We start from the raw sequence: 12,245 nt of genomic DNA on the forward strand, positions 1-12,245 counted from the left end.
GCCGTGGGCGACTCCGGCGGGGACGGCTCCGCCGCTCAGGCGTCGCCGTCGGCCCCGGCGAACCGTTCCCCCTCGTCCGGCGCCCCGGACGACGCCAAGGAGCGGCCGGACGGCGGCGCCGGCCGCACCGGCGGACAGTCCGGCGGTGACGCGGGCGACAGCGGGGAGGCCGGCCCCCTCAAGGGCAAGGTCGTCGTCGTCGACCCCGGTCACAACCCCGGCAACTTCCGGCACCCGTCCGACATCAACCGCCAGGTGGACATCGGGACGAACCGCAAGGAGTGCGACACCACCGGCACGGCGACCAACGACGGTTACACGGAGGCCGAGTTCACGCTCGACGTCTCGCGCCGGCTGCGCACCCTCCTGGAGAAGGAGGGCGCCACGGTGAAGTTCACCCAGGACGACGACCGCGCCTTCGGGCCGTGCGTGGACGAGCGGGCCCGGATCGGCAACGAGGCCGCGGCGGACGCCGTCGTGTCGGTCCACGCGGACGGTTCGGCGGCGGGCAACCGCGGCTTCCACGTGATCCTGCCGGGCTCCGTGCACTCCGGCGCCGCCGACACCCGCCCCATCGTGGCCCCGTCCCGGGACCTGGGCGAGCACATCGCCGGCCGCTTCCTGAGCGTCACCGGCAGCCCGCCCTCCAACTACATCGGCGGGGGCACCGGCCTGGACGTGCGCGAAGACCTCGGCGGTCTCAATCTGTCAACGGTTCCGAAGGTGTTCATCGAGTGCGGCAACATGCGGGACACCGAGGACTCCGAGCGGCTGACCAGCGGTGCCTGGCGGCAGAAGGCGGCGCGGGGAATCTCCGAGGGAATCGTGGGTTTCCTGCGCGGGTAGGGAAGAGCGTGCATATCGGGGCGGACACCCAGGTGGGACGGACGATAGTGTCGTCCGTACGATGAGGGGCCATCCCCGCGCTTCACACCGCGGCCTCACGGGGACCTGGTGACAGCGACGCCTCCACCGACGACGAGACGACTGACGAAGGACCTGAAGTGAATATCCGCTCCCTCACTCGGGGCGACGGCGTGGTGATCGGAGCAGCGGTTCTGCTGTTGATCGCGTCGTTCCTCGACATCTACTCGTACGACGGGGCCGCCAACCTCGACATGCCGAACGCGTGGTCGAGCGCCCCCCTGCTGCTCGGAGTCGTCCTCACGGGCATCGCCGGCGCCGCGCTCATCGTGCTCGCGCGCGGTCTGCCGCAGGCGCCCAAGGTCCTCGGCATCGACCTCGGCCACATCGGTGTCGTCTTCGCCGTCCTCTCGGCGTGGAGCGCGCTGGCGAACATCTTCGACCCGGCCGGCGGCCTCAACAACGTCGGCGAGGGCTCGTCCGGCCCGGACGTCGGCACCGGTCTGATCCTGATCCTGATCGCCACGCTGGTCCTGGCCGCCGCCGCGATCGCCACGCCGCTCGTGCCGGCCCTCAAGGCCGCCCTCGTCGGCGCCCCCAAGCCGCCGTCCCCGCAGCCCTACGGCGGCCAGCCCCAGGGTGGTTACGGCTACCCGGGCGCCCAGCAGCCGGGTGCGTCCTTCGGCGGCCAGCCGCAGCAGGGCCAGCCGTTCGGCGCCCAGCCCGGCCAGCCCCAGCCGCAGCAGGCGCAGGCCCCGCAGGCGCAGCAGCCCGGCGGGGAGTTCTCCCCGTTCTGGTTCGCGGTGCCGGTGGCGCGTCCGCTGTTCGCGGAGGACGGTTCGCCGACGCCGATCGCCGAACTGGCGCCGGGCACCTGGTACCTGGCCGTCGAGCAGCGCGGCCCGAGCCTGGTGGCGCAGACGCAGGACGGCCGCCGCGGCGTCCTGCAGGACACGTCCGGGATCCAGCGCGGCTGATCGCACCGCCGCGCGGCACGGTTTTCCTGCGGCCCTCCACCCCAGGAGCCCTCACGGGCTCTTCCGGGTGGGGGGCCGTTCCCGTACAGTCGGCGCGACCGTCCCGTATCTGACGCTCCGTCAGAAGCGTGTGAGGAGCGGCGCATGCGACTCGGACTCGCCCTCGGCTACTGGGGCCGCGGCCCCTCCCCCGACCACGTCTCCCTCGCCCGGGAGGCGGAGCGGCTCGGCTACGACTCGGTGTGGACCGCCGAGTCCTGGGGGTCCGACGCCTTCACCCCGCTGACCTGGATCGCCGCGCGGACGTCACGGATCAAGCTGGGCACGGCGGTCGCGCAGATGGCGGCCCGCTCCCCCACCGCGACCGCGATGCACGCGCTCACCCTGGACCACCTGTCGGGCGGGCGCATGATGCTCGGCCTCGGGCTGTCGGGGCCGCAGGTCGTCGAGGGGTGGTACGGGCGCCCGTTCCCGAAGTCACCGCTGACGGCGACCCGGGAGTACGTCGACGTCGTACGGCAGGTGCTGCGGCGCGAGGGGCCGGTCGAGCTGGACGGGCGCTTCCACCCGCACCCGTACCGGGGGGCGGACGGGACGGGACTCGGCCGGGCGCTCAAGCCGATCACGCATCCGCTGCGGGCCGAACTGCCCGTGCTGCTGGGGGCGGAGGGGCCGAAGAACATCGCCCAGACGACGCGCATCGCGGACGGCTGGCTGCCGCTGTACTGGTCGCCCCTGCGGACGGACGTGTACGAGGCATCGCTGGCCGGGGCGCCCGAGGGCTTCCTGGTCGCCGCGATGGCCCGGGCGAAGGTCTGCGACGACGTCGCCGAGGGGCTGCTGCCGGTGAAGGCGATGCTCGGCTTCTACATCGGGGGGATGGGTCATGCGGCGCGCAACTTCCACGCCGACCTGATGGCGCGGATGGGGTTCGCCGAGGAGGCCCGCCGGATCCAGGAGCTGTTCCTGGCGGGGCGGCGGGAGGAGGCGGTGCTGGCCGTCCCGGACGCCTTCGCCGACGAGATCTCCCTGGTGGGCCCGCGCGAACGGATCGCCGAGCGGCTTCAGTTGTGGCGGGCGGGCCCGGTGACCGACCTCCTGCTGCTGTCCCCCGACCACCACACCCTGAGGGTGCTGGCGGAGCTGTCCTGACCCCTGCGCCGGCCGGCCCGGAGCGCGGGGCGGGGGCAGGGGCGGGGACGGAGACGGTGTCAAGTGACAGGTTTCATACGCGGTTCGAGGGTCATCCGCATGACATGTCCCCTCGATATCGCAACGGTTCGAATCAAGCCGGCACGGTCGTCGCGGTCGTTGCCGACATCATGGCCGCCATCCTCGGCCTCTGGATCCTCATGTACCTGCTGGACGCCAACCAGGGCAACGCGTTCGTCCAGTTCATCCATGACACCGCCCGCTGGCTCGCCGGCTGGTCGCACGACCTGTTCACGTTCGACGAGCAGTGGGCACGGGTCGTCGCGGGCTACGGTCTCGCGGCCGTCGTCTACCTCTTCATCGGCCACGCCATCGCCAACCGCGTGGCACGCCACTGACCGCGGTTCCCCAGCAGTTCCGCCCGGCACCCGCGAGGCCCGAGGGCCGCGCGGGTGCCTTCGCGCGTGCGGGGACCCCTCCCGCCCCGGTGGCCGTTCCCGTACCGCTGTGAAGATTTGCCGGAGACCGGCGGGCTCTTTCGTGCCCGCGCCGTGGAACCGGCCGCCGGATGGCCGCAAGTGTCGGCAACGTGCAATTACACGACGGGCGTTGACGTCATATCAGACATGGGCGGCCCCCTGGCCGGACACCCGCCGGTGATAGCATCGCGCCGTCTGCGACCTTGATCCACTCGGCTTGGTGGTGATCCGAGGTCAGCCTGCTCTTCGTAGTAGCGCTCATGCAGTTCCCAAGGTGTGCGCCGCGGATCCCTCTGGGGCGCGTTCCGACGATGTCTGCATGTCGCGCCCCGGGAAAGGTATCGATGAATCGAGACGTGCTCATATGGTGCCTCGCTGTGGTCGCAGTGGTCTCCACTGCCGCAGTCGTGGCACTCATCGTCCGCACCAGAGCCCTGGGGGCCAGAAAGAGGCAGTCCGAGGCCGAGGCGCAGCAGAGGCTCACCGAGTCCCAGAACCGGCTCTCGACCGCGCTCACCGACCTGCAGAGGTTCCGCGCCGAGCAGGACGAGGCGCTCCGCGAGGCGGAACGGACCGCGGAGGAGAGCACCAAGGCGGTCCTCAAGGGCGCCGTGCGCTTCCTGCAGAGTCTCGCGGCCGAGCAGACCACGCTCCTGGACGGCATCCAGCGCAGGTACGGCGGACACGCCGTCCTCTCCGACCTGCTGGACGTCAACCACGCCACCGCGCAGATGGCCCGCAAGGCCCAGGGCATCGCGGTCATGTGCGGTGCGCCCCTCGGCCGCCGAAGCCAGGCCGCGAGCGTCTACGACGTGGTGCGCAGCGCCCAGGGCCAGATCCGCAATTTCAACCGGGTCGAGATCATGCAGCAGAGCGGGATGGCGCTGAAGGCGTCCGCCGTCGCGCCCGTCGCCCTCGCCGTCGCCGAACTGCTTGACAACGCTGCCAGCTTCTCGCAGCACGACGCACCCATCGAGGTGACGTTCCAGCGCGTGCAGAGCAACCTGTGCATCGTGATCGACGACGCCGGTGTCGGCATGAGCGACGAGGACCGGCAGAAGGCGACCGCGCTGCTGTCCGGGGACTCCCTCCCGCGCCTGTCGCAGCTCGGTGCCCAGCCGAAGTTCGGTCTGCCCGTGGTCGGCCTGATCGCCCGCCAGTACGGATTCAAGGTGGACGTCACCGGGGTCTCCCGGTACGGCGGTGTCCGGGCTGTCGTCCTGCTGCCCAAGGAGCTGTGGACCATGGAAGAGACCCCGCCCGCCGAGGAGGCTCCCGTGCGCAGGATCCGCCGCATCCCCAGCGTGGAGGAGGACGCGGCCGAGTCCCGGACGGTGCACGGCCTGCCCAAGCGCGGGGAGCGTCAGGCCCCGACCGCGAGCGTCACCGACGCCGGGGGCTCCGCCGGCGGCGGGACGCGGCCGTTCAAGAAGGCCGGCCGCGGCAGTGGCGGTCTGGCCGCGATCCAGCGCGGCACCATGTCGGGCCGTGCCGTAGAGGTTCCGTCGTCCGAAGGGACCGAGGGCGCATGACAGACATGTCGTGGATGGTCAGGGACATCGTGGACAACGTCCCGCGGGCCCGGCACGCCGTCGTGCTGTCGGCGGACGGCCTGCCGCGCGGCGCCACGGACGGCCTGTCCCAGAAGGACGTCAAGACGATCGCCGCCGCCATGTCGGGGATGCAGTCGCTGAGCCGGGCCACCGCGCACTTCGCCGGTCCGGCGCAGGAACGGCAGTGGAACCAGACGGTCATCGAGTTCTCGCACGGCTGGGTCTTCCTGATCGGGGCGGGGCAGGGCGCGTACCTGGCCGCCGCCGCCGAGCCCGACGTCGACCTCCAGCAGCTCTCGTTCCGCATGAACCGGCTCGTCGCCCGGCTGGGCGACAACCTGACGTCGCCGCCGAGGGTCGGCGTGGACGACCCGTCCCGGGCCGAGGCCACACCGGTCCCGCGCGCGGAGTCGGGCGGTTCGGGCTTCGTGCTCCAGGAGCTCGACCGGGTCGTCACCGCGGTGCCGGGGGCCCGGCACGCGCTGCTGCTCGGCTCCGACGGCCTGCCGCGCGGAGCGACCTCGGGGATCGGCAAGGACCTCGCGGACACCATGTCCGCGGCCATGACCGGCATCCACGCCTACAGCCGCGCGGCGGCGCAGTTCGCCGGCGGTCCCGAGGACGCCGAGTGGGAGCAGACCGTCATCGAGTACCAGCACGGCTGGCTGTTCCTCATCGCGGCGGGCGACGACGGCTTCCTCGCCGCCGCGGCCGCGCACGACTGCGACATCGAGGAGTTCACCAGCCGGCTGGCCGACGCCGTGCCCGCGCTCAGGGGAGAGAGGGCCGACCATGTCTGAGGGCCAGGACGAAGAGCTGGAACTGACCACCCCGTTAGTCCCCCTCTTCGTGATCACGAACGGACGCGACCTGCCCGCGGACCACGAGTACGAGCACACCGCCCTGGTGACCGCGCGCGACGTCACCTCGGCCGCGGCGGCGCGTGCCCTGTCCCCGGAAGCCCGCAAGGTCATGGACCTGATCACCAACGGCTTCCTGTCGGTGGCGGAGGTCTCGGGCCACACGCACCTGCCCCTGGGCATCGTGCGGATCCTGCTGGCGCAGTTGGAGGAGGACGGCCTCATCCTCGTGCGGAAGCCCATCCCCCGCGTGGAACGGGCCGAACGCGAACTGCTCAGTGCTGTGCTGGACGGCCTCAGAACCAAATTCGGAGCGTAAGCCGTGTATCTGGACCCAGACATCTCCAACTCGGTCAAGATCCTCATCGTGGGTCACTTCGGGGTCGGGAAGACCACGTTGATCGGCAGCATCTCCGAGATCGAGCCCTTGCAGACCGAGGAGGAGATCACCGAGGCCAGCGAGGGCTTCGACGATCTCTCGGGGACGCCGAACAAGACCACCACCACGGTGGCCATGGACTTCGGCCGCCTCACCCTCAGCGACACCCTCGTGCTGTACCTCTTCGGAACGCCCGGCCAGGAGCGCTTCAAGGAGATGTGGGAGTCCCTGTCGCGGGGCGCGCTGGGCGCCCTGGTGCTGGTCGACCCCACCCGCCTGCACGAGAGCTTCGCCGTCCTGGACCTGGTCGAGCGCTTCGGCCTGACCTACGCCATCGGCGTCAACCACTTCGAAGGCACCACCGAGTACCCGCTCGACGAAGTGCGCGAGGCGCTGAACCTCGCCGCGGACACGCCCATCGTGCACTGCGACGTACGCGACCAGAAGTCCTCGGCGCAGTCCCTCATCACCCTCGTGCAGCACCTGATGTCCATACTCGGCTAGGAGCCACGGCATGCAGCAGCAGATCAACTCCTCCGCAACACCGCCGCCCGGCTGCCCCGCGCACGGCAACGTCCAGCTGTTCGGCCCCGAGTTCGGCGCCGACCCCGAGCAGCACTACGCCCACCTGCGCTCGCTGGGTCCCAGCGCTCCCGTCGACATCGCCCCCGACGTGCAGGTGGAGCTGGTCACCAGTTACGACGCGGCCCTGCACATCCTGCAGAACCCCGCCTCCTTCGTCCGGGACTCGCGCCGCTGGAACGCGCTGAACGAGAACCGGGTCCCGGCCGACAGCCCGGCCCTGCCCATGATGGGCTACCGCCCCAACGCCCTCTTCAGCGACGGGGCGGCCCACGCCCGGCTGCGCCAGGCGGTCACCGACAGCCTGGCCAGCATCGACGAACTGCAGCTCGTGCGGCAGACCCAGCAGTCGGCCGACTACCTGATCAGCCAGTTCGCCTCGGACATCCGCGGCCAGGCGGACCTGATGGCCGACTACGCGCAGCCGCTGCCGCTGCTGGTCTTCAGCAACCTGTTCGGCTGCCCGCCCGAGATCGGCGACCGCGTCATCGCCGGGATCAGCGGCATCTTCGAGGGCACCCCGGGCGCCGACCTGGTCCTGGGCGGCGCGCTCGGCGAGCTGATCGCGCTCAAGCACCGCCAGCCCGGTGACGACGTGACGACGCGGCTCATGCAGCACTCCGCCGGGCTCACCGACGAGGAGGTGCTGCACCAGCTGGTGACCCTGCTCTCCGGCGGCACCGCGCCCCTCGCGGCCGCCATCGGCACCAGCAGCGCCCTGTACCTGAGCGGGGACTGGCAGGCCGGCCTGCCGGTCGAGGACGCGGTCGTCCAGACGCTGTGGAACTACGCGCCGATCGCCAACTACGCGGCCCACTACCCGACCCACGACGTCGAGCTGGGCGGCCGGATCCTGCGGGCCAACGACCCGGTGGTCATCTCCTTCGCCGCGGCCAACACCGACCCGAAGCTGACCGAGCACCGCGAGCAGCTCAGCGGCAAGGCCCACCTCGCCTTCGGCGCCGGACCGCATGCCTGCCCCGCCAAGGACCCCGCCTTCATGATCGCGGTCACCGCCGTGGAGGCGCTGCTCAACCGGCTGCCGGACGTCGAGATGCGGGTGCGCTTCCAGGACCTGGCCTGGGTGCCGGCGCCGTGGAGCCGTTCCCTGATGAGCGTCCCCATCCGGTTCACCGCGCGCAGCGCGCCGCAGCCGGCCGCCGACGGGTCCGCGGACCGGCAGGGCTTCAGCCCGGCGTCCGCGTCCTCCGCGCAGCACTCCGCTCCCGCGTACCGGTCGGCACAGTCCTCCGCCGCGCCGAAGGCGAAATCCGGACTATTCAGCCGCTTCCTCGCCTGGACGAGGGGCGAGTGACGTAAGTAACCCTACGAGAACACAGTGTTACAGGATGCTTCAACCATCCCACGGGTACGTATGGCGGCTGTCGCTCAGAAAGGAGCCGCCATCGTGGGGAGCCTCACGACTCCACCCTCCGACCGCCGGGCCACCGTCTCCCTCTTCTCCCGTCTGCGGACGGCGGAGGGCCAGGCCGATCCCTTCCCCCTCTACGCGGAACTGCGGTCGAGGGGCGGGGTCAGCCCCGCTCCCTGGGGCGGCTTCCTCGTCACCAGTTTCGACACCTGTGACCGCATCCTGCGCAGCTCCGACTGGCTGGAACCGGACAAGAGCTGGCGGGACCGCCAGGGGCCCCGCACCCGCTGGCACGCCCCGTCCTCGCGCGAGATAGCCAGCACGATGCCCGCCCTCAACCCCCCGGAGCACACCAGGGTGCGCCGGGCGGCGGGCGGTTTCGACCGGACCGCCATCCAGCGCATGGGCCGGACGGTGGGCGAGCTGACCGACGGTCTGCTCGACTCGCTGACCGCCCGGCTGCGGGACGGCGAGGCCGAGACGGACTTCGCCGCCCTGGTCAGCGAGGAGCTCCCGATCGCCACCATCGGGGCCTGGCTCTCCCTGCCCTCCGCCGACTGGCCACGACTGCGCGAGCTGACCCACGAGCAGGTCTTCACCCAGGAACTGCTGCCCTCCGCCAGCCAGCTGGCCCGCTCCGACGTCGCCATGGCCGAACTGCGCTCCTACTTCATGGAGTTGATACGCGACCGGCGCGCCCACCCCGGCGACGATCCCGTCTCCCGCTGGATCAGCACCTGGGACGCCATGGAGCCCGACCGGGACAGCGCCGACGAGGCGGTCTACTTCCTGGTCCTGTTCGTCCTGCTGGCCGCGCTGGAGACCACCTCCACGCTCCTGTCGACCATGACGCTCCTGCTCCTGGAGGAGCCGGGCCACTGGGACCTGCTCACCGCCCGCCCCGACCTGGTGCCCGCCTTCGTCGAGGAGACCCTGCGCTACGACCCGCCCACCCATGTGATCAGCCGGGTGGCCGCGCGGGACTGCACGGTGGACGGCGTCGAGGTCCGCGCCGACGAGATGGTCCACCTCATGGTGGGCGCCGCCCACCGGGACCCGGCCAAGCACCACGACCCCGAGCGGTTCGACCCCCGCCGCGCGGCCTCCCAGCACCTCGCGTTCAGCGGCGGCATCCACTACTGCCTCGGCGCCCCGCTGGCCCGGCTCGAAGCCCACACCCTCCTGCGCCAACTGGTCGCGCGCCTGCCGCGGCTGACCCTGGCCCGCCGCCCTCCCAGAGCGCCGCGGGTCGCCTTCCGACGCCTGCTGAGCCTGGACGTGGCCCTCGCATGAACCACATACCGCCTGGACGTGGCCCTCGCATGAACCACATACCCGCGCCCCCCGCGCCTCCCGCCCCCCTCCTCACCGCTGCTGCCGCCGCCGACGTCGCAGCCAGCGCCGCCGTCGACGCCGAGCAGGACGGCCCCGTCCTGCGGGTCCGCCTCAATCCGACCGGCCAGGACAACGATGTCCTCGGCGCCGCCACGATCGACGCCCTCATCGCCCTGCTGGACGGCCTGCACGAACGGCCCGACGTACGGGTCCTCGTCCTGTCCTCCGGGGGCGAGGACTTCTGCACGGGAGCGGACCGCACCGAGTACCTGGACGCCGTCGCCGCCGACCCGACCGGCGGCGCCCTGCGCCGTGCCGCGGACAAGGCCCACCGGCTGTGCCAGGCCCTGGAGAACACCCACGCCGTCACCGTCGCCCGGCTCCACGGCAAGGTCATCGGGGCCGGACTCGCCCTCGCCGCCTTCTGCGACCTGCGCGCGGGCGCGGACACCTGCCGCTTCCGCATGCCCGAGGTCGGTCTGGGCCTCCCGCCCGCCTGGGGCGGGGCCATGGGCCGGCTGATCTCGGAGGCCGGCCTCGCACCGGTGCGCGAACTGGCCCTCACCTGCGAGGTGTTCGACGCCCCCACCGCCCACCGGATCGGCCTGATCCAGAAAGTGGTCCCCCCGGACCAGCTGGACTGCGCCGTCGACTCCTGGACGCGGCCGCTCGCCCGGCGCCCGGCCGAGGCCCTCGTCCTGACCAAGCGCATGCTGGCCGGCCACGCGCGGGCCGACCGGGCGTCCGACGTCTCCGTGCTGGACGCCCACCTCCTGAGCGGCGCCCTCAGACCGCCCCGGTAGCGCAGCAGTCGGGGTCCAGGCCCAGCGGCAGGCGGTCGCCGCCGAAGACCGCGCAGGTCGCCTCGTCGCCGCCCAGCGCGGCGACGGCGAGGAGCAGGGAGCCCGCCGTCCACGAGGTGAGCTCCTCGGGCCAGACCGCCCGCGAGTCGAAGACGTAGCCGGTCCAGTACAGGCCCGTGCGCGGGTCCCGCAGGTGCTGGATCGACTGCAGGATCTCCAGCGCGCGGTCGGACTCGCCCACGGCCCACAGGGCCAGGGCGAGTTCGGCCGACTCGCCGCCCGTCACCCAGGGGTTGGGCACCACGCACCGCACGCCGAGGCCCGGGACCACGAACCGGTCCCAGTCCCGCGCGATGCGCTCCTTCGCCTCGGCGCCGGTCAGCGCGCCGCCCAGCACCGGGTAGTACCAGTCCATCGAGTAGCGGTCCTTGTCGAGGAACCGCTCGGGGTGCCGGCGGATCGCGTGGCGCAGCGCGCCCACCGCCAGCTCCCAGTCGGGCTGCGGCTCCTCGCGCTCCTCGGCGATGGCGAGCGCGCAGCGCAGCGCGTGGTGGACGGACGAACTCCCGGTCAGCAGCGCGTCCTCGACGGGCGTGCCGTCGTCCTCGCGCTTCCAGCCGATCTGCCCGCCCGGCAGCTGCAGCGCCAGCACGAACTCGACCGCCGCGAACACCGTCGGCCACATGCGGTCCAGGAAGGTGTCGTCGCCGGTCGCCTGGTAGTGGTGCCACACCCCGACGGCCACGTACGCGCAGAAGTTGGTCTCGCGCCCGCGGTCGGTGACCTCGGCGGCGTCCCCGTCGGCGTAGGCGGCGTACCAGGAGCCGTCCTGGTTCTGGTGGCGGGCCAGCCAGTCGTAGGCGCGGGCGGCGGCCTCGTGCTCACCGGCCGCGTCCAGGGCCATGGCGGCCTCGGTGTGGTCCCACGGGTCGAGGTGGTGGCCGCGGAACCACGGGATGGCACCGTCCTCGCGCTGGACGGCCAGGATGCCCCGGACGGTCTGCGCCGCCTCCTCCGCGGTGAGCACCCCCGCGAGGACGAGGTGTTCGGTGCGCGGAGTCGTCACGAAGCGTCCGTCTGCGTCCGCGCCGTGCCGCCGAGGGCGGCGGCGGGCAGGTGCGGCTTGGTCGCGTACGCCACGAAGCTCTTGCCGATCAGCGGGTTGAGCGCCTGCTCGGCGACCCGGGTCGCGAGCGGCTTCTTCATGATGTCCCAGACGAGGAGCTTGTGGTACGCCCGCACCGGCAGCGCCTTGTCGTTGTCGACGCCGAACGCGCACTTGAGCCACCAGTAGGGGCTGTGCAGCGCGTGGGCGTGGTGCGTGCCGTACGGCCGCAGGCCCGCCTCGCGAATCTTGCCGAGCAGCTCGTCCGCCTTGTAGATGCGGATGTGGCCGCCCTCGACCTCGTGGTACGCGTCCGACAGCGACCAGCAGACCTTCTCGGGCCCGTAGCGCGGCACGGTGACGGCTATCCGCCCGCCGGGCCTGAGCACGCGGACCATCTCGGCGAGCACGCCCTTGTCGTCCGGGATGTGCTCCATCACCTCGGAGATGATGACGACGTCGAACGACTCGTCGGGGAAGGGCAGCCGCAGCGCGTCGCCCTCCATGGCGGTGGCGGTGGCGCCCTCGGGGGCCTCGCCCGCCTCCTTCATCGCCGCGAACCACTTGGCGACCTCGCGGATCTCCTCGGCGTTCCGGTCCAGCGCGACGACCTGCGCGCCGCGCCGGTAGCACTCGAAGGCGTGGCGTCCCGCCCCGCACCCGAGGTCCAGTACACGGTCCCCCGGGGCGAGCGGGAACCGGGAGAAGTCGACGGTCAGCACGTGGTCCTGCTTTCGCGGTTCGGGGTGTCCACGGGGGCGGGGCGGGACGCCACGCCTTCGAG

The 12,245-nt window shown here is 72.0% G+C and carries 13 protein-coding genes; 11 read left to right on the forward strand and 2 right to left on the reverse strand.

Annotation, left to right across the window (positions count from 1 at the left end; translation table 11 throughout):
• The 11 genes from FGF04_RS24425 to FGF04_RS24475 all read left to right on the forward strand — a co-directional run.
• A partial coding sequence (locus FGF04_RS24425) for an N-acetylmuramoyl-L-alanine amidase (RefSeq protein ID WP_149513820.1) occupies positions 1–846 on the forward strand: 846 nt, incomplete at its 5' end.
• 158 nt (positions 847–1,004) lie between these two features.
• Positions 1,005–1,841 carry a DUF5336 domain-containing protein gene (locus FGF04_RS24430; RefSeq protein WP_149513412.1) on the forward strand — a complete coding sequence of 279 codons (837 nt, stop codon included), beginning with the start codon at positions 1,005–1,007 and terminating at the stop codon, positions 1,839–1,841.
• A 144-nt stretch (positions 1,842–1,985) separates the two neighbouring features.
• A complete protein-coding gene (locus FGF04_RS24435; protein WP_149513413.1) occupies positions 1,986–2,993 on the forward strand; it encodes an LLM class F420-dependent oxidoreductase in 1,008 nt (335 codons plus the stop codon).
• A 104-nt stretch (positions 2,994–3,097) separates the two neighbouring features.
• Complete coding sequence (locus tag FGF04_RS24440; RefSeq protein ID WP_149513414.1) at positions 3,098–3,391, forward strand: hypothetical protein; 294 nt, start codon at positions 3,098–3,100, stop codon at positions 3,389–3,391.
• A gap of 425 nt (positions 3,392–3,816) precedes the next feature.
• Positions 3,817–5,004 (forward strand): ATP-binding protein, encoded by a 1,188-nt coding sequence (locus FGF04_RS24445; protein ID WP_149513415.1) that lies wholly within the window; start codon positions 3,817–3,819, stop codon positions 5,002–5,004.
• A 14-nt stretch (positions 5,005–5,018) separates the two neighbouring features.
• Positions 5,019–5,825: a roadblock/LC7 domain-containing protein gene (locus FGF04_RS24450; RefSeq protein WP_149513821.1), complete on the forward strand. Its 807-nt coding sequence runs from the start codon at positions 5,019–5,021 to the stop codon at positions 5,823–5,825.
• Entirely contained in the window at positions 5,818–6,204 is a 387-nt protein-coding gene (locus tag FGF04_RS24455; protein ID WP_149513416.1) for a DUF742 domain-containing protein, read from the forward strand. Before FGF04_RS24450 ends, FGF04_RS24455 begins: the two co-directional genes overlap by 8 nt.
• A gap of 3 nt (positions 6,205–6,207) precedes the next feature.
• Positions 6,208–6,768 carry a GTP-binding protein gene (locus tag FGF04_RS24460; protein WP_149513417.1) on the forward strand — a complete coding sequence of 187 codons (561 nt, stop codon included), beginning with the start codon at positions 6,208–6,210 and terminating at the stop codon, positions 6,766–6,768.
• Positions 6,769–6,778: 10 nt separating this feature from the next.
• A complete protein-coding gene (locus FGF04_RS24465) occupies positions 6,779–8,161 on the forward strand; it encodes a cytochrome P450 family protein (RefSeq protein ID WP_149513418.1) in 1,383 nt (460 codons plus the stop codon).
• Positions 8,162–8,254: 93 nt separating this feature from the next.
• Positions 8,255–9,511, forward strand: a complete 1,257-nt coding sequence (locus tag FGF04_RS24470) for a cytochrome P450 (protein WP_235882466.1) — start codon at positions 8,255–8,257, stop codon at positions 9,509–9,511.
• A gap of 29 nt (positions 9,512–9,540) precedes the next feature.
• Entirely contained in the window at positions 9,541–10,356 is an 816-nt protein-coding gene (locus FGF04_RS24475) for an enoyl-CoA hydratase/isomerase family protein (RefSeq protein WP_149513420.1), read from the forward strand.
• Here the strand turns inward: FGF04_RS24475 and FGF04_RS40185 are convergent.
• Entirely contained in the window at positions 10,340–11,422 is a 1,083-nt protein-coding gene (locus FGF04_RS40185; protein ID WP_188114204.1) for a prenyltransferase/squalene oxidase repeat-containing protein, read from the reverse strand. The two genes, FGF04_RS24475 and FGF04_RS40185, sit on opposite strands and share 17 nt — an antisense overlap.
• On the reverse strand, positions 11,419–12,183 hold the full coding sequence (locus FGF04_RS24480; RefSeq protein ID WP_149513822.1) for a class I SAM-dependent methyltransferase: 765 nt from the start codon (positions 12,181–12,183) through the stop codon (positions 11,419–11,421). The genes FGF04_RS40185 and FGF04_RS24480 overlap by 4 nt, the downstream gene beginning before the upstream one ends.
• Positions 12,184–12,245: the final 62 nt, after the last annotated feature.

The organism is Streptomyces apricus, from assembly GCF_008369065.1.
GTDB classification, from domain to species: domain Bacteria; phylum Actinomycetota; class Actinomycetes; order Streptomycetales; family Streptomycetaceae; genus Streptomyces; species Streptomyces apricus.